We start from the raw sequence: 24,086 nt of genomic DNA, 5'->3' as shown, positions 1-24,086 counted from the left end.
CTCCGACGATCCGCAGACTGCCACGGCCAGCGGAACGTGCACAATCCCCGTCGATCTGCGGCCCTGCCACCAGGGGTCAGTCGACCCGCTTCAGCCGCTCGTGCAGGACCAGGGCGGTGAGGAAGGCGGCGAGTAGCCCGAGAGCGGTCAGCCCGGGCAGGACCCGGGCCACGGGTAGCAGCAGGAGGACGACGCCGATCGCGACGAGCTGACCCGGCGAGCCGCGTACGCTCAGCCGGAGGAACAGCAGGCGGCCGATGAGGTAGAGCGCGGCCCCGCCGTAGAGCACGGTCGCCGCCGACCACCCCATCGGCTCTCCGGCCGCACGCGGGGGCTGATCCGTCAGGCTCGCGAGGATCAGGTGGATGCCGAGGGCGACGTAGACGACGCCGGCGACCATTGGCAGATGCGCCAGCGTGTACGCGTCCGACGCCAACTGTTGGCGACGACGGGATTGCGGCGAGGCCGAGGTCAGCGCCTTGGCGGCTGCCGGGGCGACGCCCACGAAGTAGAGCCACCACAGGCACACGGTCGCGGCGAAGCCGAACACCGCGGCCAGCAGAACCTGCCAGCCGAACGGGGTCAGGCCCGCACCGGCCCCGGCCGACAGCAGGGACTCACCGAGCACGATGATCAGCACCAGGCCGTGACGTTCGGCGAAGTGGGCGCCGCTGCGGACCTCGCCGAAGCTGGCGGCGGTGGTGATCCGGCCGCCGCCGTAGTCGACGAGGAACGCCACGGTCCACAGCACCGTCTGCGCCGTTCCGCCGAGGACGGCTCCCACGAGCAGCGGGGCCCAGGCGAGTGTGGTGGACACCGCGAAGCGCAGGGTCTGCAGGCGGTACCGCGGGTTGCCCGACGAGGCGTGGAGCATCAGGGCGAGATGCAGCCCTCGGACGAGGATGTAGGCGACGGCCAGGGTGAGTGGTGGGCTCAGGGCGCCCTCGTCGCGCTGCCAAGCCCCCGGGATCACCAGCGCGGCCACGAAGATGGCGGCCATCGCCGCGGTCATCCCGGCGAGCACGAGGCCGGTGTCCGCGCGGACCTGATTGCTCAGCCACGCGTAGCAGCTCCACGCGTACCAGAACCAGAGCAGGAGCAGCAGCCCCTGGTACAGGGTGAGTGGCCCCAGGGAGTCCGCCATGAATCCGATGAGCCGCGTCAGCGCGAACACCAGGACCAGGTCGAAGAAGATCTCGAAGGTCGTGGCCCGGTGCGCCTCCTCGACCAGCACCGGCCGGGACCGAGGGAAGCGGCTCATCCGCCCATCCTGGTCGGTGCCGCCCCGTGTCCGGGGGCCAACGGCCAGCTACGACGGGATCAGTCGAAGAGCAGGTCGAGGTGGGCGTCCAGCGCGCCCAGCGCCTGCTCGGCGGTGTACTGCCCGCCCAGCAGGTAGACACCGAGCCCCTCCATCAGCGCCAGCAGGCCGGCCGCGGCGGCGGCGCCGTGGCGGTCGGGCAGGACGCTGGCGATGAACCCGGTGAACTGGGCGGTGTCCTCGTGCAGGCTGGGCGCGGCCGACGGTCGCACCGCCGTGTAGGCGAGGAACGCGAGTGCCACCCGCCCGTCGTCACGGGTCCGGTCGTCGAGCGGCAGCAGCGCGGCGAGCATCGTGCGCAGCAGCAGCCGAGGCGACGGCGTCTCGCCCAGTCGTGCCACCGCCTCGGTGACCCGAAGCTGGCTGCGTTCACGCACCACGCTCAACGCGAACGCCATCATCTCGTCCTTGGTCCGGAAGTAGTGCTGGACCATCCCGGCGGAGACACCCGCCTCGGCGGCCACGTGACGCAGGCTGACGGCCTCCAGGCCCTGATCCGCGGCGACCCGCATCAGCGCGTCCGCGATGAGGGTGCGTCGCTCCTGGTGATCGACCTTCTTGGGCATGGCCTCGATCGTTTCACAGTGGGTGACCCGGACACCCCGCCAGCGACGGCGGTTACCGGCTGACGGTGGTGCTCGCGGGGGCGCCCCGCGCACTGCGCAACAGGTCGTCCGGGTCGTCGGCGTACAGGCGCAGCTCGTGGATCGGGGTGGACCCGGTCTTCGCCAGGTCGACGGTCAGCGGCCGACGCAGCAGGACGTCGATGCTCGTCTGGCTGCCCACGGAGACGGACACCACCCGACGGTCACCTTCCTGCTCGACCTGCACCGATCTGCTCGACGGCAGCGAGCGGTAACGCTTGCGCAGCGCCTCGATGTCGGTCCACGGGATGAAGACGTCGATGCCCCAGCTGAGCCGCACCCGCAGACCCCGGTCACCCACGACGTGCGGATGGATCGTCATGCTGGCATACAGCCCGATCATCCAGAGCAGACCCCAGATGCCGAGGCCGAGCACGATCCAGCGGGCGGGCCGCCACGGCACCACGTGGGTGACGACGACATCGAAGATGGGGATCTCCACGACCGACAGGCCGATGAAGATGCCCAGGATCGGCTTGACCACGCCGAGGTAGCCGAACGGCTCGTCACCGGGCCCCAGCGGCAGCGGGCGGCGTCGGGCCCACACGTACAGGCTGCGCCAGGTCGCGGCCTCGGCCTCGGCCGCCCGGCGCAGCAGTGGGCCCACCCGCGCCCTGGTTGGTGCCTTCGTGTCGGTCATGGTCGTCCTTCTCGGTGGGGGGCGACGGTCAGTGGACCGTGACGGTCCCGGCGCCACCGTCCACGGTGACGAGCTGGCCGGTGGAGATCGCCCGGGTGGCGCCGGGCACGCAGATGACGGCGGGAATGCCGTACTCGCGGGCCACCGTCGGGCCGTGCGCCATGATCGCGCCGGTCTCGGTGACCAGCGCCGCGGCGGTGAGGAAGAGCGGGGTCCAGCCGGGGTCCGTGGTCGCGGCCACCAGGACGTCGCCGGGCTCGATGTGGGCGGTGCCCGGGTCGTGGACGACCCGGGCCGGGCCGGTCACCCGACCCGCCGACGCGCCCACGCCGGCGAGCGTCCCGTCGCGGGCGGGCACCGCCGGCAGGACGCTCTCGACGTCCGTGCCGTCGGAGAGTAGCGCCACCGGCACCGTCCGGCGACGCAGCTCCCGGCGGTGCACGGCCCGCCGGGAGGTGACCGTCCCGCGTGGGTCGACACCCTGGTGTACGGCGGCGTGCACCTCGTCGAGGGTCAGGAACATGATGTCGTCGGGCTGGTCCAGCAACCCGCAGCCGTGCAGGTCGGCGCCGATGAGCAGCAGTTGGCGGCGCGTCTCGCGCAGCGGGTACAGCCCGGCGAACTTGCCGGCCTCGCGCAGGCCGGCCAACGACCGCGCCCGGCGCAGCAGGAAGCCGGCGAGGCGGCCCCGCACCGGCCGCCGGCGGCGTGCTCGGGTGACCAGCTCCGCCAACGACGCCTCCGCTGCGGCCGCGGCCCGCTGGAAGCGCTGGTCGGGGCCCTGCCGCGGATCGGTGACCCGTAGGTAGTTGGCGACGGCGGCGAACACCGGCGTGGGGTCCTCCACCCAGCGGGGCACGCCGAGGTCGACCTCGGCGACGCCCCGGTGACCGTAGACGTCGAGGAAGGTGGTCATGCCGATGTCGGGCAGCGTCCCGCGCAGATGCCGTGCGGCCAGCTCGGCGGGCGGGGTGTCGAGGAGGAGCTGATGGTGGTCGCCCGCGCCCTGGGCGAGCCGCCACAGGGCCAGGTCCATCTCGATGGTGACGTTGTGCGGCATACCGCCCAGCACGCTGTGGATCTCGTCTGGGCCGGCGACTCCCTTGAGCAGCGCGGTCGGCAGCGCGGCGGCGAGCATCCCCGCGACGATCGGCCACATGATGGCGTCCGCGCTGTCGTCGGGGTCCTGCGCCTGCACGAATCGCAGTCGGTCGGCGGCGGTCCGCAGGTCGGCGGGTGCGGCCGAGCGCACCTTCATCTGCTCGATCGCCTCGAACATCCGGATCCGCGCTGCCTCCGGTCGGGTCAGAGCCCGCACGATCCCCACCACCGCGCGGCCGGCCGTCCGCAGCGACGCGGCCCCCTGTGCCCCGCCGCGCCTGGTGCCATCACTGGTCGGTGCGAACCGGGGGTCGGCCAGCACGTGCTGCATCACCGCCTGGGCCCGTGGCCCGAAGTCGACCGCCAGGAGCTTCACCAGCCGTTTGCGGGACGACCTGTCCCGCGCCAGGTCGGTCAGGTCGCCGTAGAGCCGGCCGCCGATGTCGACGATCTCGACCCGTACGCCGAGCGCGGCGAGCATCGCGGTGATCTGCGTCCGCAGGGTGGACATGCCCATCGGGGTGACCGGTTGCACCATGCCCTGGACGTGACCGAACTCCAGGTAGACCCGGGGGAGTGGCTCGCCGGTCCGTGGTGGGAGGGGGAACAGGCTGGTGATCGGCCGGGACTGCAGGAGCCACAGGACGTCGTCGGCGTCGATCGCCCACTCCACGTCCTGGGGGGAGCCGAAGTGGGCCTGCAACCGCTCGCCCGTGGCGCGCAGTTCGGCCAGGTGGGCGGACGTCAGGCATCCCGTGTTGTCCCGTGCGACGCCGTCGAGGACGTAGTGGTCGACGGCCGCCGCGCCGTCCACCACTGTCGTGCCGAGGCCCGCGGCGGCGTCGACCGCCATCTCGTCGCGACGCCCGGTCAGCGGGTTCGCGGTGAACAGCACCCCCGCCACGGTGGGCGTGATCATGCGTTGCACGACGACGGCCATCCGCACCGCCTGGTGATCGATCTGGCGGGCGTCGCGGTAGGCGGTCGCGCGGTCGCTGTGCAGCGAATCCCAGCAGGTCTGGATGGCGGCGATCAGCTCGGTGGTGCCCGTGACGTTCAGGACGGTGTCCTGCTGCCCGGCGAAGCTGGCGTCGGGCAGGTCCTCCGCGGTGGCGCTGGAACGCACCGCCACCGGGCCCGCCCCGAGCCGCTGGTACGCGGCGACGACCTCGTCGGTGGGGATGACGCCGACCCGGTGGGCCTCGGTGGTGACGCAGAAGCCCTCGGGGACCCGCTCGCCGCGCCGGATCAGCTCACCCAACCCGGCGGCCTTGCCGCCGACCAGGTCGAGCAGTTCGCTGGTGGCCTCGGACAACGCGATCACGTGCATCGGACCCACTCTCGTTGCAATACGACTGCATTGCATTCGACCGTACCTCGTTCACGATGCGACTGCAATGTCTCCCCTCGGCGGGCGGGCGGCCCGGAGTCGAGGCGTTGCCGGCGTCTGCCATGCTCGGGTCGGTGACGACCGGCCGCCCCACCACAGCCCGCTCCCACCGCCGCCCCCGAAGCCGCACACTCCGGGTCCTCCTCGCGCTCGTCGCCGTGGCTGCCGTCCTCGGCGTCGCGCTGGTCGTGGTGCCGATGCTGCGACCGGCGGGGCCGCGTCCGCTCTTCCAGATGCCGGTGACCTGCGGCGAGACGTGGCAACTGAGCACCTACCCCGGGCACGACGACTACGACGTCGACTTCTTCCCGACCGAGGGCGAGACGTGGGGGCGGCCGGTGCTGGCGTCGTACGCCGGCACGGTCACCGTGGCGGGCGTCAACGGATCGCTGGGTGGGCGTACCCCGGACAAGCCGGACGGCCCACGGGGGCGCGGTGGGGGCTACTGGGTGAAGATCGACCACGGGGGCAAGTGGGAGACGCAGTACCTGCACATGCTCGAACCGCCACTGGTGACGGTCGGTCAGAAGGTCGCACAGGGGGACCAGATCGGGCGGCTCGGCAGCACCGGCAACTCCGGGGCGCCCCACCTGCACTACGAGCAGCGGCGCGGCTGGGACAAGGTGGAGACCCACTTCGACGGGGTCCCGTCGGGCATCACCACCGACGAACGCGAACAGATCCTCCGGCGGGTGAGCAACAACTGCCCGGCCGTCTCCTGAGGACGGGCAGTTTGCCCCGGTGCGCCGGGGGGCACTGATTCGGGGGACAGTTCAGACGCAGGGAGGGAGCCGGCCATGGCCAAGGGTGACGTCGAGACGTACCACGAGGACGGGCAGTGGAAGAACAAGCCGGAGGGTCACGAGCGGGCCAGCAGCACGCATGACGTGAAGGCCGACGCGCAGGCCCAGGGCCGTGAGATGGCGGCCGACCGTGGCGTCGAACACGTGATCAAGAAGCAGGACGGCACGATCGGGGAGAAGAACACCTACCCCCGCAGCCGCGACCCCCGGGACATCGAGGGCTGACGGCTCTTCGCACTCCGTCCACTGACCTCCTCGGCCACGGCCGAGGAGGTCAGTTGGCTTCTGCGCCTGTCGGCCGCCGGCCGGGGCCATCCGGCGATCTCCGTCGTACGGAAACTGTGGGTGTTTTGGGGGGATATAGTCCAGATCGGTACTGGAGTGAAAGCTGGGAGTGGGCATGTCGTTTTGGGACCGGCGTCGTCCGATCAGCACCGCAGCACTGGCGGTCGTCATGATTGCGGGGGTCCTCGCGTTCGCACCACAACCGGCACGGGCGGCCGGGTCCGTCCTCTTCGACCAGCCGTTCCGCAACAACACCGCGAACGGCATCGGCGCCGTGGCGGTGCCCGGCGTGCCCGGGATTCTCGCCAGCAACGCCGCCTGTCTCAGCGCGGCCGGCAACTCGACGACCGGGCCCCTGTTCAGTTGTCTCACCTCCACCGACCCGCAGGGCTCGGGCAAGCTGCGCCTCACGCCCGCCACCATCACCCGGCAGGGTGGGGTGGTGGGTGCGGTGAGCGTGCCGACCTCGCAGGGCCTGCACGTCACCTTCAACACCTACCAGTACGGCGGCATCAACCCGGGTGCGGACGGCCTCGCCTTCGTGCTGGCCGCCGTCGACCCGGCCAACCCGCGACCCCCGTCCACCCTCGGTCAGCCGGGAGGTTCGCTGGGCTACTCGGCAGCGTTCAACGGCGCATCGGCAGGCCTCTCCAACGGCTACCTCGGCATCGGGCTGGACGTCTTCGGCAACTTCAGCAACAGCACGTACCAGGGCACCGGCTGCACGAACCCGCCGTACATCTCGACCACCAACGGCCGGGTCCCCGGCCAGGTCGTGGTTCGCGGACCGGGCCGCAACGGTGTCGGCTACTGCGCGATCAACAGCACCGCCGCAAGCACGTCGACTCCCGCCCTGCCGCTGCGGGCCGCCACCCGGGCCGCCTCGGTGGTGCCGGTCGAGGTGGTCGCCAACACCACCGCGTCCCCGTTCACCACCGACACCGGCATCACCGTTCCGGCCGGTCAGTACCGGGTCAGGTTCACCCCGGTCGGAGGATCGGCCCGCACGCTGGCGGGCGAACTCCCGGTCGTGGCACCCAGCCTGTACCCGTCGCCGACCTGGCTGAACGCCAGCGGTTACCCCCGGCAGCTCGCCTTCGGCTGGGTCGCCTCGACCGGCTCCGTCACCGACTTCCACGAGGTCGACAACGCCCGCGCGGTCAGCTTCAACCCGGTGCCGGACCTGAACGTGTCACAGACCAGCGCCGTCGGGGCCAACCCGCAGCCCGGTGACCCGGTCACCTACTCGATCACAGCCGGGGTCGACGCCGGGGCCACCGAGACAGCGCCCATCACGGTCACCCAGACCGTGCCCGCCGGTGTCGTGCCGCGCGGCGCGTACGGCTCGGGGTGGGTCTGCGGCGCCCCGTCCGGGCAGACCATCAGCTGCACCAACAGCAACGGCCCGTTCGCCGGCGGCACCTCCCTGCCGCCGATCACGGTCGTGGCGTCCGTCACCGGCACCACGGTGACGCCGACGCTGATCCAGACCACGACGGTGGCGACCTCGTCCTCGATCGACGCGAACCCCGGTTTCTCCACCGTCACCACACCCGCCGTGCCGGCCACCGCACCCAGCGGCGTGACCGTCACCCCGGCCCAGAGTTCGGTCTCCGGAGGCATCGCGGTCACCGTGGGCGGCAGCAACCTCACCGGAGCGACCGCGATCACCATCGGTACGGCCGCCGAACAGCAGGCGGGCACGTCGGTGCTGCTGTTGCCGTGCACCTCCGGCCCGGCCGCCGGCTGCTTCACGGTGAACCCCAACGGCACGCTCGCCATCTCCTCCATGCCGGCCCGGTCCAGCCCGGCGACGGTCACCGTCAGCGTCGTCACCCGAGGCTCGGCAGGGTCGGCGAACTACGTCTACGCGTCCACGCCGGGCACCCCGGCCGCGCCGACCGCCGTCGCGGGCGTCACCAGCGCCACCGTGAGCTGGGTCGCGCCGGCGAACAACGGCAGCCCGATCACCGGGTACCTGATCACTCCGATCCGCGACGGGGTCACCCAGGCGACCCTCTCCTTCGACGCCTCCACCACCAGTCGCACGTTGACCGGGCTGACCGCGGGGGCCTCGTACACCTTCCGGGTGGCGGCGGTGAACGCGTTCGGCACCGGCGCGGCCAGCCCGCCCTCGGCGGCGGTGGTCCCGTACACCCTGCCCGGAGCGCCGACGATCACCTCGGCCACGGCGGGGACCAACGCCGCCACGGTGACCTGGACCGCCCCGGCCAACGGGGGCTCGCCGATCACCGGCTACACCGTGACGCCGTACCTCAACGGCGTGGCGCAGACGCCCCAGATCTTCACCGGGACCGCCACGACCCAGATCGTCACCGGGCTGACCGCCGGCGCCACGTACACCTTCCGGGTGGCCGCGACCAACGCCGCCGGGACCGGCCCACAGTCGGCCGCCTCCGGGTCGGTGACGGTCAACGCGGCACCGACGCTGACCTTCGCGCCGCCGCCGCCCGGCAAGGCGTACGACCCGTACCAGTACCAGTTCACGGTGACCGGCGGGACGGGTCCCTTCGGCTGGGCGGTGAGCGCCGGGAGCCTGCCCGCCGGGCTGGCCCTCGACCCGGCCACCGGTCTGCTCTCCGGTACGCCCACCGTGTCCGGAACGTTCCCGTTCACCGTCCGGGTGACCGACTCGTTCAACCAGTCGGCGACCCGGCCGGTCGAGCTGGTCATCAGCCCGCTCGGTGGGCTCTCCATCACCGTCCCGGCGATCTCCCCGCTCGGCGCCGCCACCGCGGGCACGACCGGCCTCTCAGGCCAACTCGGCCCGGTGACCGTGACCGACGACCGGGGGCCGTTCTCCGGAAACTGGGTCACCGTCGTCTCCAGCACGAGCTTCACCACCGGCGCCGGGTCGCCCGGCGAGACGATCCCCAACAGCAGCATCACGTACGCCTCCGGGGCGGCCCTCGCCATCACCGGCGTCGGCACCTTCGTCCCGCAGCCCGGCGCGGTGCTGGACACCCCGCAGACGGCCGCTGGTTGGTCCGGCCAGACCGGCGGCCCGAACTCCGTCACCTGGAACCCGACCCTGTGGGTCACACTCCCCACCGGGGTGGTGGCCGGCGACTACACGGCCGTCGTGACCCACTCGGTCATCTAGTCCCAGGACCATGCCCGTCCAGGGCAACAGGTTGCTCGGCAACCCGCCCCACCCCCACCCTGCCCCCACCCCGGCTCATCGATCATGGAGTTGTGGTGGGCGACAAAGCAGCCCACCCGGTGCCAATCGGGCACCATAACTCCATGATCGACGGGGATCGGACCCGAGCGCCGGGGGCGTGGGGAACGGGGTGGGCCTGACAACATCACTGCCCGGCCGTTCCTTGCGGGAACGGCCGGGCAGTCTGTGTGGACTGGGAGGTCAGGTCAGCCGGGTGCGTTGTCGGCGGACGACGTACCAGCCGGCGAAGGTGACCAGCACCAGCAGGGCGATCCCGCCGACGGCGTAGACCAACCAGCTCGGCCCGGCAGACGTCGCTACGGTCATCGGCGCCGCGACGGGCAGGCTGATCTTCCCGGTCGCGGTGCGCTCGACGATGCCGCTTGCGAGCTTCGCGTGGACGTCCCAGGTGCCCGCGGGCAGGGCCTGGTTGACCTCGATCCGGACCTGGCCGCTCTGGCCGGGCAGGATCGTCACGCCGTTGGTCACCTTGAACGGGCCGGCTTTGACCGCCGCCTTGGTCAGCGACAGGGTGCCGGTCATGTCCAGCGCGCGTTGACCGGTGTTGGTGACGTTCGCGGTGACCACCGGAAACTCGCCGGATCCGGGTTCCGCGGCCAGCCCGTCGATGCGGAAGTCCGTCGGCGGCTCACCGCCCGGACCGATGTCGAGGTAGACCCGGATGCCGACCCGGTGGATCTGGGTGACGTTGCCGGTGCGCTCCTTCGCGCTGGTGACCTGCGCCCAGATCGCCCCGTACCGCTCGCCCTTGGACGCCTTCTTCGGCACGGCGATCTCGACGTCGACCGGCCGTCGCTCGCCTGGGTCCAGCTCGATCCCGGCGGTCTTCAGCCGGATCCAACCGCTGAGTTCGTTGTCCGTGCGGCCCTCGGGAACGGTGAAGGCGTTGTTCTCGACCGACGCCGCTCCGGAATAGAACTCGATCTTCTGCGTCTCACCCGAGGTGTTCTGCACCTCGACCCGACGGTTGATCGTCGTCCCGGGCTTCAGGTGATCCACGATGTAGACCTGGGCCCGCGGGTCCTGCACCCGACTGGCGGGGATGTCCAGCATCCGGATGCTGATCGCGGCATCCTCGGCGGGCTCCTGTCGCTGCTCCCGCACGGCAGCGGCTGGTGCCGCCGAAACCCCGAGCGCCACGAGGGCGACCGAGGCCAGCAGCACCAGCCGGCCGAGCGGGTCAGAACACCGAATGTGTCACCGTCCCCGTGTAGACACCCTGGACGGTGCCGAGGGGCACGTTCACCACCAGGGTGGGGTTCCAGGTGGCGAAGTTGTTGCCCGTGCCGCCGGTGTGGGTCATCGCCGTCCGGGGAACGTTGATGATCACTGCTTGGGCGGCGGTGGGTTGGCCCGGCGTGAAGGTGCCGCTACCGGCGGTCGCCGTTGCGGGGCCGGACCAGTACAGGACGTTGATGTTGGGGATCGTCTCACCGGAGCTGCCGCCGCCGGTGACGAAGTCGGTCGAGATGACGTTGGCGGTCCAGTTGGGGGTGAGCGACCCGCGCTGGTCCAGCACGGTGACCGGGCCGAGCTGACCGGAGATGGTCGAGCCCTCCACGCCGTGCCCGATGTTCGCCGTTGCCGGCACCGTGATCGACAGACCGCCGGCCGCGTCGACGGTGAGGGTCACGATCGTGTCGCCCGTCGTGTCCGCGGCGGCTGGTCCGGCGAGCGCGACGACGGCGGCAATGCCGGCCAGGCCCGCGAGAATCTTTCTACGCATCGAGTCTCCTTCTGTCCTAAAGCGCCCATGAGAAGCAGTTCGAGCGTAACTACGCAAAATACCCATTAAGGGGCGAATGTGGCAGCGTCACCCCTGCTGGGTGATCGTGAATCTCCCGCGCCGGGTCGTCGCGGGACGGCGCTGGGCATGGTTGATCGACTCGCCTTTCAGCGAAGTCGGGGTATCCGAACGTTCCGGATACCCCGACTCCAAGGAAGACGAGTGGATCGAGCGAAAGCGGGAGGTGCCGCGTCGTGGGACGGGCTTTGCGGATCCCCTCAGGCCGGGACCACGTAGGGGAAGGAGGCGGCGCGAGCCGCCTTGGTGACCTCCGGGGTGAGCCCGGAGGTGGTGCCCGTGTTCAGGACCAGTGAGAACATCACCTCGGGCACGTTGTCGGCCATGGTGCGCCCGTTGCGGATCGCGAAGCCGAAGTTGGCGGCCGTGCCGACCTTGTACGACACCACGTCGGGATAGAGCTGCCGGGCGACGCTCCAGCCGTACGCCTGGGGGTCGGGCGCGGTCCCGTTCGCCGCGACGACACCCGCGACGGCGTTGGCGATCTCCTCGCCGTCCTCGGTGAGGTCGCGACTGGGGTGGCGGAAGTTGGCGGGATCCGAGAAGTCGGTGTCGTGCGGCCAGAAGATCGGCCACATCATGGGGTGGCCGGCGCGGTTGATCTGGCGCCAGCCACCGGCGTCGGTCGCCAGCAGGGTGCGACACCACACGCCGATCTCGGTGCCGTCGCGCAGCAACGGTTCGTCGTGGGAGACCTCGAGGACGATCGACTCGACGGTGGTGTCGTCGAAGCTGTTCTTGGCCTGGTCGACGCGCCACGCCGAGCGGTCCACCCTCGACCCGTTCTTCACCGCGCCGTTGATGGTGGCGAGTTCGTCGAGGTCGACGTAGAACGGGTCGGTGATCCGCCCGGCCCAGATCCGCACGTTGCCGCCGGTCGTCACCTCGCCGGTGCGTCCCTCCGCGATGGGGGTGCCCATCGCGGCGTCGTCGCGGGCGTCCGCGCCGGTCAGCTCGTACAACTGGAGGGTCTGCCTGTTGTCGCCGTCGAGCTCGCCGAAGGCGAACCGGTAGGTCAGATCCTCCATCTCGGCGCCGTTGACGTGAATCTTGATCTCGTAACGGCCCTCGGCGTGGAAGCCGCGCTTGATGTCCGCCTTGGTCACCGAGCTGTTGACGTCCATCACGAAGACGGTCGCGCGGTTGCCGTTGAAGACGTACAGGTCGTCGATGTAGAGCTGGCCGCCCTGGGCGGCGAGGGGGGTGTCGAGGTGGTGCGACATGAGTTCACTCCCGGAGCGGCCGGTATCTGGATTAATCCGAACATAGCGGGCAGAAGTCAACCTGCTGCGCCATCGGCTGAATTCGGATTCGCCCGGGTGATGGGAGGAGTCGGACGCTGCGTGGGCCGCACATCCGGGCCCTTTGCGGCGGTGGGCGGCCCGCGATGGTGGGCCGCACACGGCGGTGGGCCGCCCGAAGCTGTGCTCGGACGGCCCACTCGTCGGTGCTGGTGTCGTCAGACGCGGGACCACTTCTGGTTGGCGGCGCCGAGGCAGTCCCAGAGGTGCAGCTTGCCACCGTTGTTGGGGTTGGCCTCCCGCACGTCCACGCACTTGTTGGCGTTGAGGTTGACCAGGTCACCGGACGCGTTGAGGGTGAAGCGTTGCGCGGTGTTGCCATTGCAGCTGACCAGGTTGACCTCGGTGCCGTTGGCGGTGCCGGCCCAGGCGGGGTCCATGCACTTGCCCATCGCGCGGACGGTGCCGTCGGTGGCGAAGGTCCAGCTCTGGGCGGCGCTGGTGTTGCAGTCCCAGATCTGCAACTTGGCGCCCTCGACCGGGTTGGCGCCGGGGATGTCGATGCAGCGACCGCTCTGTGCCCCGCGGATCCGGCTGGTGCCGGGAGCCGGGTCGCCACCACCGCCGGAGGTGTAGCTGGACACGCGGACGTAGTCGACGAGCATCTGCTGGGGGAACTGGGTGGAGCCGTCCGGGTAGCCGGGCCAGTTGCCGCCGACCGCCACGTTGAGGATCATGAAGAAGGGGTGGTCGAACACCCAGCGGTTGCCGCCGAGGCGGGCGGGGTCGACCCGGTGGAACTGCACCCCGTCCAGGTACCAGGTGATCACGTTCGGCTCCCAGTCGACCCGGTAGGTGTGGAAGCCGTCGGCGAGCGGTGCCCCGAGGGTGCGGCTGCCGGTGATGCCGCCGCCGCCGGAGTAGCCGGGTCCGTGCACGGTGCCGTACACGGTGTTGGGCTCCCGGCCGATGTTCTCCATGATGTCGATCTCGCCGGCGTCGGGCCACCCGCCGCCGGTGCCGAGCATCCAGAATGCCGGCCAGATGCCCTGACCACGCGGGATCTTGATCCGAGCCTCGAACCGACCGTACGTCTGGGTGAAGGTGGCCGCCGAGAGCAGCCGGGCCGACGTGTACTCGCAGCGCCCGTAGTGGCACTGGTAGTTGGCGGGGTTGTCCCGGCGGGCCGTGATGACGAGGTTGCCCTGGCCGTCGTGGACGGCGTTGCTGGTGCTGTTCGTGTAGTACTGCCGCTCGTTGTTGCCCCAACCGCTGCCGCCGATGTCGAACCGCCACTTGTTCTGGTCGACAGGCGTGCCGGCGGGGGAGTTGAACTCGTCCTGCCAGCTGATCGGGCCGATGGCGGCCTCGGCCCGGTCGGGATGCGGCGGGACGACGAGTGCCGCGGCGGTCGCGACGAGGGCGACCGCCATGAGTACGAGGGGACGGAAGCGGAGGGTGGGACGGGCTGTGAACACGGGAGGCTCCTCAGCGAGGGGGTGGCGGAGGCTGCGTGCCGGAGAGGGCGGAGAGCGCTCTCTAGAATGAAGCATGTCGATATCATGCTTTTCTGTCAAGACTGTTTCCAATATGCCAACCGTCCGTTACCGCCCGATGCTGCGCGGTGAGCGGTGGAGGGTCGGCGCGCGGCCGAAACACGAGACCGGTCGATGTCTCCGAGGTGGACGGCGGTGATCCCATCGAAGCAGGTCGCCGTGGCCGAGTGCTACTCGATAGCGGTCGAATCGACCCTTCCTATTGCCGTGAGGCGTCCACCCGGGACAGGATGGCGAGGCGTGCGGGAAACCTCCCCGTAACCTGCGCGCTGCTGGTCTCTGTCACAAGGAAGTGGGAGTCAGTCATGAGCGACGCGTCGACGGCGCTGGGTGTGCGCCTCTACCCGGATCTGGTCGAGCGGGGTGGCCTGGCCCCCGCGCTCATCGAAACCGCGGCCCGCCATGGGCTCGATCTCGGCCGGGTCACCTCTCCCGAGCAGGGGCGCAGCCGGTTCACCTGTGCCGAGCTGCACTCCGAGCAGGGTGTGGTCTGCGTGAAGCTGGGATCGCAGGCCCGATACTTCATGATCGATCTGCGGGTCTCGGGCGAGGTCCTCGCGCGCGGCGACGTGATGGACCTGTTGCAGGTCGCCAAGGTCGCGGCGGCCTGGCAGGCCGGGCTGACGATCGCCGAGCTGACCGCCCAGTTCCCCTTCATGGAGGAGATCAAGCACCGCCCGGCGCCCGTGGCCCAGGTCAGCTAGCGCGCGTCGCCGGGCAGGTCAGCAGCGCAGCCGGGGCGGCAGAGCAGCGTCGACGCCGACGTCACGGTTCAGGTAGGTCGACTGGACGAAGGCGACGAAGCGTTCCGCGTCGGTCGCGGTGGAGGCCAGTCCGAACGAGACGCGGACCGCGCCGCCCGTCGGCAGCCGCAACGCGGCGAGGTAATCGTCGATCGTGTCGACCCGCGCCAACAGTCGCCGCCGCAGCGACTCCCGCCCGATCCCGAACGCGCCCTCACCCGCGCCCGGGTTGCAGAAACAGCCGGTACGCAGGGAGAAGCCGGCCGCTGCGGCTTCCCGTGCGACCAACCGCTCGTCGACCAGGGTGCCGTCCGGCTGGCGGAGGTTGAAGGTCACCGTCGCGCCGCGGGCCGCACCCGTCGTCGGCCCGTACACCTGGACCAGCGGCCCACCGGTGTCGTGCCGCAGGGTGACCAGCCGCTCCAGCAGCCATTCGGTGAGCAGACTGACGCGGGAGTGCACGAGATCGACGCCGATCGAGTCGAGCCAGCGCAACCCGAACTCCACGTCCGGGATGCTCAGGAAGTTGAGCGTGCCGTCCTCGAACGCCGACTCGTCATCCATCGACCGGTGCCAGTCGCCCTGCACGCTGACCGCGCGGATCGTGCCCCCGGCGAACCACGGCCGGCGCAGTCGGGCCAGCGCGTCGCGCCGGGCCAGCAGCGCGCCGACCCCGGTGGGGTAGCCGAAGAGCTTGTACCAGCTCAGGCACACGAATTCCGGTCGGACGACGCCGAGGTCCAACCGGTTCGTCGGCGCGAAGGCGGCGGCGTCGAGCAGCACGTCGTACCCGTGCTGGTGGGCCAGCTCCACCCAGCCCAGCGGGTGCTGCACGCCCGAGAAGTTGCTCTGCGCCGGGTAGGCGAAAAGGCCGCGACCACCGACACGGCCCCACCGCCCGGCCAGCCCGCGCCGGCCGGCGTCGAGCATCGTGGTCAGGTCCGATTCCGCGACCCGCAGCTCCGGCCCGCTCAGCGGTACGTAGCGCACGGACGCGCCGGCCGCCCGCGCGTACTCCCGGATGCCGTTGACCGAGTTGTGGTTGTCCCAGGTCAGCACCAGCGGCGCGGCCCGGCCGAAGCGGTACGCCTCGCCGACCAGCCGGCAGGCGCCGCTGGCGTTCGGGGTGAAGACGACCGCGTACTCGGCCGGGTCGGCGTGGAAGAAGTCGAGCACCGCACGTCGCGCCGAGTCCACCAGCGAACCTGCCGCCGCGCTGGTGGGGCTCTCCGAGTGTGGGTTGCCGTACAGGCCGGCCAGCAACCGGTCGTGATGTTCGCGTACCTGGGTCTGCGCCGCCACCCCGGCCCCGGCGTAGTCGAGGTACACCTGACCGTCGGTGTCCAGGTGGCGGTACTCGGTGGCACGCAGGTCGTCGATCCGCCCGGTGGCGGCGTAACCCGGCAGCCCGGTCGGGGAGGTGCGCGGCGGCTCAGGCCGCGGCACGGGAGCCCCGTCGTGCCAGCACCGCCCAGGTGGCGCCCAGGAAGAGCACCGCGAAGCCGCCGAGCACCAGCCAGTTGACCCACACCGGCCGGGAGAAGCTGTCACCGTACGTGGCGAGCAGCGGCGGGCCGAGCGGGGAACCGCCCTCCCGCCAGAGTCGCTCCACCCCGGCGGTGTGCCCCAAACCCTCGAACGCCCACCGGTTCGACATCGCGTAGCTGAGCCACTGACCGCCGGTCGCCATGGCGGGCACCGGCAGGATCGCGCCGACGAACAGCACCTGCGGGAAGCAGAGCATCGGCAGCATGAGCGTCGCCTGGGCCGGGTCGGAGACGGCCGCGGAGCACAGCAGACCGAGGGCGAGCGCCGCCGCCGAGGAGAGCAGCAGGGTCGCGTACAGGGCGGCGAAGTCCGCGCCGTCGACCGGTGGGAGCCGGTCGATGCCGCGCAACACCCCGAGCAGGGCCAGGTCCACCAGGGCCAGCAGCGGCAGCAGCACCGCGACCTTCCCCATCAGGTACGGCACCAGCCGGACGCCCGCCAGCCGTTCGCGGCGCAGGATCGGTGACTCGGTGCAGATCTGCAACAGCCCGTAGGTCAGCCCGAAGAAGAAGCCGCCGAACGCGATCCAGAACAGGATCATCACGGTCACCGTGGGGCTCGGCCGGGTCGGGTCGAAAGCCCCCGGGCGGAACAGCAGGGCGAACATGCCGAGCACCATCAGCGGCGAGCCGAGCAGGATCGCCAGGGTCAGCCGGTTGCGGACGACGATCTCCGCGTTGCGCGCGGTGAGGACGGCCCACTGACGCAGCCGGCCGATCCGCCGGGGCGCTGGCGCGGAGACGTCACCATGATCGGTCGCGCGGGCCGGCGGGGCGCTGTCGCGGTACGCGGCGAAGCGGTCGGGCCAGGCGGCCGGGTCGGATTCCTCGTCGAGGCACAGGTGCACCTCCGCGAGGGACCGCAGGCCGAAGAACTCCCGGGCGGCGGCAGGTGTGCCGGAGAACGCCAGGCGGCCCTGGCGGGTCAGCACCACGACCCGGTCGCAGTGGTCCACGTCGGTGATCTGGTGGGTGGTGAGCACGACGGTGGTCCCCGCGTCGGCGAGGGTCCGCAGCACCCGGAGCAACTCCACGGCGATCGCCGGGTCCAGCCCGGAGGTGGGCTCGTCCAGGAAGAACACGCCGGGCCGGTCGAGCAGCTCGACGGCGATGCTGGCGCGCTTGCGCTCACCACCGCTGAGCCGGCCCACCGGCACTGCGGCCCGCTCGGTGAGCCGTAGCTCGTCGAGCACCTCGGCGACCCGGTCGCTGATCTCGGTCGGTCCGGTCGCGGACGGGAGGCGTAGCCGGGCCGCGTACCGCAGGGTGCGGGCCAGTGGCAGCTCGCGGTGGATGATGTCGTCCTGCGGCACGAAGCCGATCGCGCGGACCGCGTCGGCCCCGTCGTGGGCCACGGTGCCCGTCGCCGGCCGCCGTACCCGGGCGAGCGTCTCCAACAGGCTGGTCTTGCCGGCGCCGCTGACGCCGATGACGGCGGCGACCTCGCCGGGCTGGATGGTCAGCGAGATGTCGTCCAGGATCCGGCGGCCGCCAGGGACGGTGCGGCCCAGACCGGTGGCCGTGATGCCGACGCCGGTACGCGGGGGAGACGTGGTCTGCTCGGTCGTCATGTCGAGTGCCCGATCCGGTGGGTGAGTGGTCCGCCTGAACATCGTGCACCGCCGATGCTACGTCCGGTGTGGACCGTGCCGGCCTGCCCGCCCGCCTGCCTGCCCGCCCGGTCGGTGGTGGTGGCTCAGCCGAGCACCTGCTACCTGACCACCCTGATGCCCGACGGCTCGCCGCAGCTCACCCAGACCTGGGCGGACACCGACGGCACCCACATCCTGATCAACACGGTGGAGACCCACCAGAAGACGCGGAACGTCCGGCGTGACCCCCGGGTGGCGGTGGCGATCTCGGATCCGCAGAAGCCGAGCCCAGGTCCGGATCATCCTGACCATCGAGCCCGAGCGGGTGCACTCGATGGGCTGACGGGCTGTCGCCGTCGGGGATGCCCGAAGCCGTCCAGGGGCATGAACGGCGCAGTCGGGGGAAGACCGGCTTTCCGCTGTCGAACAGGAGTGCCGGGATGAGAGCCGTCGTCTACGCGGACGTCCGGACCGTCGACGTGCGGGAGGTGCCCGACGCGACGCTGGAGGCGGAGACCGACGCCCTCGTGCGGATCACCTCCACCGCGCTCTGCGGCACCGACCTGCACATGTACGACGGACGGACCAGCGCCGAGCCCGGCCTGGTGCTGGGTCACGAACCGTTGGGTGTGGTGCAGGAGGTGGGCGCCGCGGTGCAGACCGTCCGGCCCGGCACGCGGGTGGTGATCCCCACGCACCTGTTCTGCGGGACGTGCGTGATGTGCGCGCGGGGGCTCTCGGCGGCCTGTCTGCGGGCCCGGGCCGAGGGGCCGGGCGCGGCGTACGGCTACGCCGGGATGGGCACGTACCGGGGCGCCCAGGCCGACCTGCTGCGGGTGCCGTGGGCCGACGCCAACTGCGTACCCGTGCCCGGGGAGCCGGGGGACGCGTACGAGGACGACTTCGTGCTGCTCGCCGACGCGTTCGTCACCGGGTGGCATGCCGCGGCGACCCTCGCCGGGGTCGAGGCGGGTGACACGGTCGCCGTGTTCGGTGCCGGGACCATCGGTCTGCTGGGCGCCTACTCGGCGCTGCTCAGGGGCGCCCGGGTCGTGTACAGCGTCGACGGCGTGGACGCCCGGCTCGACAAGGCCGGCGAGATCGGCGCCGTGCCGATCGACTTCCGCCACGGCGACCCGGTCGAGCAGATCCGCGCCGACCGGTCCCGGGCCGGGCTGCCGCTCGGCGAGGAGAAGCTGGGTGGGGTGGACAAGGTCATCGACGCGGTCGGGTTCCAGGCCCGCGACCGCGAGCATCCCGAGCGGGAGCGTCCCAACCAGGTCATCGCCGACGCGGCCCGGCTGGTCAATGCCGCTGGAGCGATCGCGGTCGCCGGGGTGTACCCGGACCGGGACCCGCACCCCGGCCCTGGCGCGGACGGCCACGAGAACCTGGTCGCGCCGTGGGGAGCGCTGTTCAGCAAGGGAGTGGCGGTCCGGTTCGGTCGCACCCACGACCGCCGCTACACCGTCCTGCTGCGGGACCTGGTCGTCGCGGGCCGGGCGCGGCCCAGCATGATCGTCACCCACCACGGCACCCTCGCCGACGCTCCCGAGCTCTATCGCCGCTTCGACCGCCGGGAGGACGGCGTGATCAAGGCGGTGCTGCGCCCGAGCTGACCGGTCGGATCGTGGTCGACGGCCGCGAATCGACCTTAATGGGCGTTAAGGTGCGGATCCCTCTCCTGGTGGCGGGCGTGTCACGGCGACCGTCGTCGATCCGGGTCATCCGTAGAGGCGTGGGTCACACCGTTGGTCGAGGGTTGCCGCGGCGTCCCCGAGGGAGTGTCGGCGTCGCGGCTCGATCAAGATCTTTCGATGGTGGCGGGGCCCGCGGGTGCGTCGATCTTCGTCCGGTCGTTGTGAATCACCCCTGGTGGCGGGGCTTGTCAAGGGCTGCTGGAGCCAACGGCGGCGTGGCTATCATTTGACAACGTTGCCACCGGCACACGAGGGTGCCGGGTGGGACTGCGGGGGCGGCTGTGACGGGCGAAGACAGCGTGACGTCTATATTGCCGGATTGTTACATTTTCAACAGGCCCTCGCCTTGCGGATGACCCTCCGGCCGCAATACGTTGCCGTCAACAACAAAACCAAGTGAAGGTTCAACCTTCCGGAGGCAACCGATGACGTTGGCGAGGTGGTACGAGCGATGAGCGACGTGCCCATCCTCCTTGAGATGCGCTCCATCACCAAGGAGTTCCCTGGAGTCAAGGCCCTCTCCGACGTCAACCTGGTGGTTCGCGCCGGCGAGATCCATGCCATCTGCGGCGAGAACGGCGCGGGCAAGTCCACGCTGATGAAGGTGCTGAGCGGGGTCTACCCGCACGGCACCTACGACGGCCAGATCATCTACCAGGGTTCGGAGAGCAAGTTCTCCGACATCCGGGCCAGTGAGAACGCCGGCATCGTGATCATCCACCAGGAGCTCGCGCTCATCCCCGGAATGTCGATCGCCGAGAACATCTTCCTCGGCAACGAACCGCGCAAGCGGGGCGCGATCGACTGGAAGGCCGCGAACCGGATGGCGCTGGACCTGATGGCCCGGGTCGGTCTGCAAGAGGACCCGGACACCCTGATCAAGGACATCGGGGTCGGCAAGCAGCAGCTCGTGGAGATCGCCAAGGCGTTCGCCAAGGACGTGAAGCTGCTCATCCTGGACGAGCCCACCGCGGCGCTGAACGAGGCCGACTCCAAGCACCTGCTGGACCTGCTCCGTGGGTTCCGCTCCCGCGGCATCACCTCGATCATGATCTCGCACAAGCTCAACGAGATCGAGGCGATCGCCGACCAGATCACCATCCTGCGCGACGGCCGGACCGTGGAGACCCTCGACGTCAAGGCGGACGGGGTCGACGAGGACCGGATCGTGCGGGGCATGGTCGGCCGCGAGCTGAGCAGCCGGTTCCCGGACCACACCCCGAAGATCGGTGAGGTCTTCTTCGAGGTCCGCAACTGGAACGTCCGGCACCCGATCTCCGCCGACCGGCAGGTCTGCAAGAACGAGAGCTTCGTGGTGCGCCGAGGCGAGATCGTCGGCTTCGCCGGTCTGATGGGCGCGGGCCGTACCGAACTCGCGATGAGCATCTTCGGTCGCTCGTACGGGGTGTTCGAGTCGGGCACCATCATCAAGGACGGCAAGGAGATCGTCCTGAAGTCGGTCGCCGACGCGATCGACAACGGGCTCGCGTACGTCAGCGAGGACCGCAAGGCGATCGGCCTCAACCTGCTCGACGACATCAAGTCCTCGACGGTGGCGGCCAAGCTGTCCAAGATCTCGCACCACGGCGTCCTGAGCGAGGTCGAGGAATACCAGGCGGCCGAGTCGTACCGCAAGGAGTTGCGGACCAAGGCCCCGACGGTCGACGAGAGCGTCTCCAAGCTCTCCGGCGGCAACCAGCAGAAGGTCGTCCTGGCGAAGTGGATGTTCACCGACCCGGACCTGCTGATCCTCGACGAGCCGACACGCGGCATCGACGTGGGTGCCAAGTACGAGATCTACGGCATCATCCAGCGGCTCGCCGACCAGGGGAAGGGCGTCATCGTCATCTCCTCGGAGCTGCCTGAGCTGATCGGGCTGTGCGACCGCATCTACACCGTGTTCGAAGGTGCCATCACGGGCGAGATCGCCCGGGCGGACGCCACCCCGGAAAACCTCATGAAGCAGATGACCTCGACGAAGAAGATGGCCACACGATGAGCCGATTGAAGGACCTTCAGAAGAACCTGTTCGGAGGCACCACCTCCAACGCTCGCCAGTTCGGGATGATCTTCACCTTGGTGGCGATCGTCGTCCTGTTCCAGATCCTGACCGATGGCCTCACCCTGCGGTCGGACAACCTGATCGCGCTGTTCCAGCAGAACTCCTACATTCTGATTCTGGCCATCGGCATGCTCATGGTGATCGTCGCCGGGCACATCGACCTGTCGGTCGGCTCCGTCGCGGCCTTCGCGGGCATCCTGGTCGCCAAGTCGATGACCGAGTGGGATCTGCCCTGGCCCGCCGCCATCCTGTTCGGCCTCGCCATCGGCGCGGTGATCGGCGCCTGGCAGGGCTTCTGGGTGGCCTACATCGGGGTGCCGGCGTTCATCGTCACCCTGGCGGGCATGCTGCTGTTCCGCGGCGGCAACCAGTTCATCGGTAACGCGAGCACCGTCCCGGTGCCGGAGGGCTTCCGGGAGATCGGCTCCGGCTTCCTGCCCGAGTTCGGTCCGAACACGGGCTACAACAACGCCACGTTGCTGCTCGGTCTGATCGCTGCGGTGGCGGTGGTGTGGCGCGAGATCCAGGCCCGCAAGACCCGACGGGCGATGGACGCCGACCCGGCGCCGATGTGGATCTCCATCCTGCGGATGGCCATCATGGTCGGCGTGATCGCCTTCGCGGCGCTGCGCTTCGCCAGCGGTCGCGTCGGCACCAGCTTCCCGATCTCCGGCATCATCCTGCTGGTCCTGGTGATCGCGTACTCCTTCTACACCCGCAACACCGCCGGTGGCCGGCACATCTACGCGGTGGGCGGCAACTCCCGGGCGGCCGAGCTGTCCGGCGTGAAGCTCAAGCGGGTCAACTTCTTCGTCATGATGAACATGTCCATCCTGGCCGCGCTGGCCGGCATGATCTTCGTGGCCCGTTCGGCGGCCTCCGGCCCTCAGGACGGCAACGGCTGGGAGCTTGACGCCATCGCCGCGGTCTTCATCGGTGGCGCGGCCGTCGCCGGTGGTATCGGCACCATCAGCGGTTCCATCGTCGGTGGTCTCGTCATGGCCGTGCTCAACAACGGCCTCCAGCTCATGGGTGTCGGCACCGACCGCGTCCAGATCATCAAGGGCCTGGTCCTGCTGCTGGCCGTCGCGATCGACGTCTACAACAAGAGCCAGGGGCGCTTCTCGATCGTCGGGAGCCTGATGCGGCCCTTCCGCCGCGACGACTCCGCCCCACCCGCCTCACCGCCGGACGCGGAGCGCGAGCCCGCCAAGGCAGCGGTGTCCGGCTGACGGCCACCGACCTCTCCACCCGCCTCACCATCTAGAAAGGCAAGTCCTCACCATGCGTAAATTCTTCGGCACGTCGGTGGTGGCCATCAGCGCCGCCGCCATGCTGGCCCTCGCCGGCTGCGGCTCCGGCCGTGACGGCGACTCCAACTCCGGTGGCGAGGCCGCCAAGGGTTTCCCGGCGAACTCGCTGATCGGCGTGGCCCTCCCGGCCAAGACCTCGGAGAACTGGGTTCTCGCCGGTGACCTGTTCACCAACGGCCTCAAGGAGGCCGGCTTCCAGGGTGACGTGCAGTACGCCGGCGCGTCGACCACGGTTGCCGACCAGCAGGCTCAGATCACCGCCATGGTGACCAAGGGCGCCAAGGTCATCGTCATCGGCGCGACCGACGCCGCGCAGCTGTCGACCCAGGTCGCGGCTGCCCACACGGCCGGCGTGAAGGTCATCGCCTACGACCGGCTCATCACCAACACGCCGGACCTCGACTACTACGTCGCGTTCGACAACTTCAAGGTCGGCCAGCTCCAGGGCCAGGCCCTGCTGGACGGCATGAAGGCCAAGAAGCCGAACGGCCCGTACAACATCGAGCTGTTCTCCGGCTCGCCGGACGACAACAACGCCGGTGTCTTCTTCAACGGCGCGATGGACGTGCTCAAGCCGGAGATCGACAAGGGCAACGTCGTCGTCGCCTCGGGTCAGAAGGACGTCAAGCAGACCGCCATCCAGGGCTGGAAGGCCGAGGGTGCGCAGGCCCGCATGGACCAGCTGCTGACCTCGACCTACGGCAACAAGGAGCTGGACGGTGTCCTCTCCCCGAACGACACTCTGGCCCGCGCCATCCTGACCTCGGTCAAGGGTGCTGGCAAGCCGACCCCGATCGTCACCGGTCAGGACTCCGAGGTCGAGTCGGTCAAGTCGATCGTCGCTGGCGAGCAGTACATGACGATCAACAAGGACACCCGCAACCTGGTGAAGGAGACCATCAACATGGTCAAGGCTCTCCAGGCCGGTAACGCCCCGCAGGTGAACGACACCAAGTCCTACAACAACGGCAGCAAGGTCGTTGACACGTACCTGCTCCCGCCGGTCGCCGTCACCAAGGCGAACGCGGCTGAGGCGTACGCCAGCGACCCGAAGCTCGCGCCGCTCACCAAGTAATCACCGCACGGTAGGCAGCAACGCCGATGGGTCCCGGGTCTCCTCTTCCGGGACCCATCGTCGT

At 70.2% G+C, this 24,086-nt stretch carries 19 protein-coding genes; 9 read left to right on the top strand and 10 right to left on the bottom strand.

Going from position 1 to position 24,086, the window contains the following annotated elements:
• Positions 1 to 76 precede the first annotated feature (76 nt).
• Genes LADH09A_RS05125 through LADH09A_RS05110 form a run of 4 tightly spaced genes read right to left on the bottom strand, consistent with a single transcriptional unit; the run spans position 77 to position 5,036 of the window.
• Positions 77 to 1,261 carry a low temperature requirement protein A gene (locus tag LADH09A_RS05125; protein WP_238643566.1) on the bottom strand — a complete coding sequence of 395 codons (1,185 nt, stop codon included), beginning with the start codon at positions 1,259 to 1,261 and terminating at the stop codon, positions 77 to 79.
• A 59-nt stretch (positions 1,262 to 1,320) separates the two neighbouring features.
• The gene (locus LADH09A_RS05120; protein WP_238643565.1) at positions 1,321 to 1,887 is read right to left on the bottom strand and encodes a TetR/AcrR family transcriptional regulator; all 567 of its coding nucleotides are present in this window, start codon (positions 1,885 to 1,887) and stop codon (positions 1,321 to 1,323) included.
• 52 nt (positions 1,888 to 1,939) lie between these two features.
• Positions 1,940 to 2,605: a hypothetical protein gene (locus tag LADH09A_RS05115; protein WP_238643564.1), complete on the bottom strand. Its 666-nt coding sequence runs from the start codon at positions 2,603 to 2,605 to the stop codon at positions 1,940 to 1,942.
• Positions 2,606 to 2,633: 28 nt separating this feature from the next.
• On the bottom strand, positions 2,634 to 5,036 hold the full coding sequence (locus LADH09A_RS05110; protein WP_238643563.1) for a PEP/pyruvate-binding domain-containing protein: 2,403 nt from the start codon (positions 5,034 to 5,036) through the stop codon (positions 2,634 to 2,636).
• 122 nt (positions 5,037 to 5,158) lie between these two features.
• Between LADH09A_RS05110 and LADH09A_RS05105 the strand changes: the two genes are divergently transcribed.
• The 3 genes from LADH09A_RS05105 (at position 5,159) to LADH09A_RS05095 (ending at position 9,308) form a co-directional block, all read left to right on the top strand.
• Positions 5,159 to 5,818, top strand: coding sequence for a M23 family metallopeptidase (locus LADH09A_RS05105; protein WP_238643588.1), 660 nt, complete (start codon positions 5,159 to 5,161; stop codon positions 5,816 to 5,818).
• A gap of 75 nt (positions 5,819 to 5,893) precedes the next feature.
• A complete protein-coding gene (locus tag LADH09A_RS05100; RefSeq protein ID WP_238643562.1) occupies positions 5,894 to 6,124 on the top strand; it encodes a DUF2188 domain-containing protein in 231 nt (76 codons plus the stop codon).
• Positions 6,125 to 6,299: 175 nt separating this feature from the next.
• Positions 6,300 to 9,308, top strand: coding sequence for a fibronectin type III domain-containing protein (locus LADH09A_RS05095; protein WP_238643561.1), 3,009 nt, complete (start codon positions 6,300 to 6,302; stop codon positions 9,306 to 9,308).
• A gap of 261 nt (positions 9,309 to 9,569) precedes the next feature.
• Here the strand turns inward: LADH09A_RS05095 and LADH09A_RS05090 are convergent, their stop codons facing one another.
• From LADH09A_RS05090 to LADH09A_RS05075, 4 genes are all read right to left on the bottom strand, one after another.
• Positions 9,570 to 10,493, bottom strand: coding sequence for a COG1361 family protein (locus tag LADH09A_RS05090; protein WP_238643560.1), 924 nt, complete (start codon positions 10,491 to 10,493; stop codon positions 9,570 to 9,572).
• Positions 10,494 to 10,569: 76 nt separating this feature from the next.
• Positions 10,570 to 11,115, bottom strand: a complete 546-nt coding sequence (locus tag LADH09A_RS05085; RefSeq protein WP_238643559.1) for a hypothetical protein — start codon at positions 11,113 to 11,115, stop codon at positions 10,570 to 10,572.
• 278 nt (positions 11,116 to 11,393) lie between these two features.
• The gene (locus tag LADH09A_RS05080; protein ID WP_238643558.1) at positions 11,394 to 12,416 is read right to left on the bottom strand and encodes a DUF4331 family protein; all 1,023 of its coding nucleotides are present in this window, start codon (positions 12,414 to 12,416) and stop codon (positions 11,394 to 11,396) included.
• A gap of 236 nt (positions 12,417 to 12,652) precedes the next feature.
• Positions 12,653 to 13,912, bottom strand: a complete 1,260-nt coding sequence (locus LADH09A_RS05075) for a glycoside hydrolase family 16 protein (RefSeq protein ID WP_238643557.1) — start codon at positions 13,910 to 13,912, stop codon at positions 12,653 to 12,655.
• Positions 13,913 to 14,295: 383 nt separating this feature from the next.
• Between LADH09A_RS05075 and LADH09A_RS05070 the strand changes: the two genes are divergently transcribed.
• The gene (locus tag LADH09A_RS05070; protein ID WP_238643556.1) at positions 14,296 to 14,694 is read left to right on the top strand and encodes a hypothetical protein; all 399 of its coding nucleotides are present in this window, start codon (positions 14,296 to 14,298) and stop codon (positions 14,692 to 14,694) included.
• Positions 14,695 to 14,712: 18 nt separating this feature from the next.
• Here LADH09A_RS05070 and LADH09A_RS05065 read toward each other — a convergent pair whose 3' ends face one another.
• Both LADH09A_RS05065 and LADH09A_RS05060 read right to left on the bottom strand, forming a co-directional pair.
• Complete coding sequence (locus LADH09A_RS05065; RefSeq protein WP_238643555.1) at positions 14,713 to 16,179, bottom strand: aminotransferase class V-fold PLP-dependent enzyme; 1,467 nt, start codon at positions 16,177 to 16,179, stop codon at positions 14,713 to 14,715.
• Positions 16,166 to 17,851 carry an ATP-binding cassette domain-containing protein gene (locus LADH09A_RS05060; protein WP_238643554.1) on the bottom strand — a complete coding sequence of 562 codons (1,686 nt, stop codon included), beginning with the start codon at positions 17,849 to 17,851 and terminating at the stop codon, positions 16,166 to 16,168. Before LADH09A_RS05060 ends, LADH09A_RS05065 begins: the two co-directional genes overlap by 14 nt.
• Before the next feature lie 54 nt (positions 17,852 to 17,905).
• Here LADH09A_RS05060 and LADH09A_RS05055 point away from each other — a divergent pair, with 54 nt between their 5' ends.
• From LADH09A_RS05055 to LADH09A_RS05035, 5 genes are all read left to right on the top strand, one after another.
• Positions 17,906 to 18,316 (top strand): pyridoxamine 5'-phosphate oxidase family protein, encoded by a 411-nt coding sequence (locus tag LADH09A_RS05055; RefSeq protein WP_274529048.1) that lies wholly within the window; start codon positions 17,906 to 17,908, stop codon positions 18,314 to 18,316.
• The gene (locus LADH09A_RS05050) at positions 18,313 to 19,491 is read left to right on the top strand and encodes an alcohol dehydrogenase catalytic domain-containing protein (RefSeq protein ID WP_238643553.1); all 1,179 of its coding nucleotides are present in this window, start codon (positions 18,313 to 18,315) and stop codon (positions 19,489 to 19,491) included. Before LADH09A_RS05055 ends, LADH09A_RS05050 begins: the two co-directional genes overlap by 4 nt.
• A gap of 532 nt (positions 19,492 to 20,023) precedes the next feature.
• The gene (gene mmsA / locus LADH09A_RS05045; RefSeq protein ID WP_238643552.1) at positions 20,024 to 21,571 is read left to right on the top strand and encodes a multiple monosaccharide ABC transporter ATP-binding protein; all 1,548 of its coding nucleotides are present in this window, start codon (positions 20,024 to 20,026) and stop codon (positions 21,569 to 21,571) included.
• Positions 21,568 to 22,866 (top strand): multiple monosaccharide ABC transporter permease, encoded by a 1,299-nt coding sequence (gene mmsB / locus LADH09A_RS05040; RefSeq protein ID WP_238643551.1) that lies wholly within the window; start codon positions 21,568 to 21,570, stop codon positions 22,864 to 22,866. Before mmsA ends, mmsB begins: the two co-directional genes overlap by 4 nt.
• A 52-nt stretch (positions 22,867 to 22,918) precedes the next feature.
• Complete coding sequence (locus LADH09A_RS05035; protein WP_238643550.1) at positions 22,919 to 24,022, top strand: substrate-binding domain-containing protein; 1,104 nt, start codon at positions 22,919 to 22,921, stop codon at positions 24,020 to 24,022.
• The last annotated feature ends 64 nt before the right edge of the window (positions 24,023 to 24,086 follow it).

Source organism: Micromonospora cabrerizensis, from assembly GCF_022230955.1.
In the GTDB taxonomy this organism is placed as follows: domain Bacteria; phylum Actinomycetota; class Actinomycetes; order Mycobacteriales; family Micromonosporaceae; genus Micromonospora; species Micromonospora cabrerizensis.
Note: the sequence above shows the minus strand (reverse complement) of the source record. Positions and strands in the feature narration are given on the sequence as shown.

Coding starts and splice junctions, on each gene's coding strand:
- LADH09A_RS05125 (WP_238643566.1), bottom strand. CDS start 1,261: ATGAGCCGCTTCCCTCGGTCCCGGCCGGTGCTGGTCGAGGAGGCGCAC.
- LADH09A_RS05120 (WP_238643565.1), bottom strand. CDS start 1,887: ATGCCCAAGAAGGTCGATCACCAGGAGCGACGCACCCTCATCGCGGAC.
- LADH09A_RS05115 (WP_238643564.1), bottom strand. CDS start 2,605: ATGACCGACACGAAGGCACCAACCAGGGCGCGGGTGGGCCCACTGCTG.
- LADH09A_RS05110 (WP_238643563.1), bottom strand. CDS start 5,036: ATGCACGTGATCGCGTTGTCCGAGGCCACCAGCGAACTGCTCGACCTG.
- LADH09A_RS05105 (WP_238643588.1), top strand. CDS start 5,159: ATGCTCGGGTCGGTGACGACCGGCCGCCCCACCACAGCCCGCTCCCAC.
- LADH09A_RS05100 (WP_238643562.1), top strand. CDS start 5,894: ATGGCCAAGGGTGACGTCGAGACGTACCACGAGGACGGGCAGTGGAAG.
- LADH09A_RS05095 (WP_238643561.1), top strand. CDS start 6,300: ATGTCGTTTTGGGACCGGCGTCGTCCGATCAGCACCGCAGCACTGGCG.
- LADH09A_RS05085 (WP_238643559.1), bottom strand. CDS start 11,115: ATGCGTAGAAAGATTCTCGCGGGCCTGGCCGGCATTGCCGCCGTCGTC.
- LADH09A_RS05080 (WP_238643558.1), bottom strand. CDS start 12,416: ATGTCGCACCACCTCGACACCCCCCTCGCCGCCCAGGGCGGCCAGCTC.
- LADH09A_RS05070 (WP_238643556.1), top strand. CDS start 14,296: ATGAGCGACGCGTCGACGGCGCTGGGTGTGCGCCTCTACCCGGATCTG.
- LADH09A_RS05060 (WP_238643554.1), bottom strand. CDS start 17,851: ATGACGACCGAGCAGACCACGTCTCCCCCGCGTACCGGCGTCGGCATC.
- LADH09A_RS05055 (WP_274529048.1), top strand. CDS start 17,906: ATGCTACGTCCGGTGTGGACCGTGCCGGCCTGCCCGCCCGCCTGCCTG.
- LADH09A_RS05050 (WP_238643553.1), top strand. CDS start 18,313: ATGAGAGCCGTCGTCTACGCGGACGTCCGGACCGTCGACGTGCGGGAG.
- mmsA (WP_238643552.1), top strand. CDS start 20,024: ATGAGCGACGTGCCCATCCTCCTTGAGATGCGCTCCATCACCAAGGAG.
- mmsB (WP_238643551.1), top strand. CDS start 21,568: ATGAGCCGATTGAAGGACCTTCAGAAGAACCTGTTCGGAGGCACCACC.
- LADH09A_RS05035 (WP_238643550.1), top strand. CDS start 22,919: ATGCGTAAATTCTTCGGCACGTCGGTGGTGGCCATCAGCGCCGCCGCC.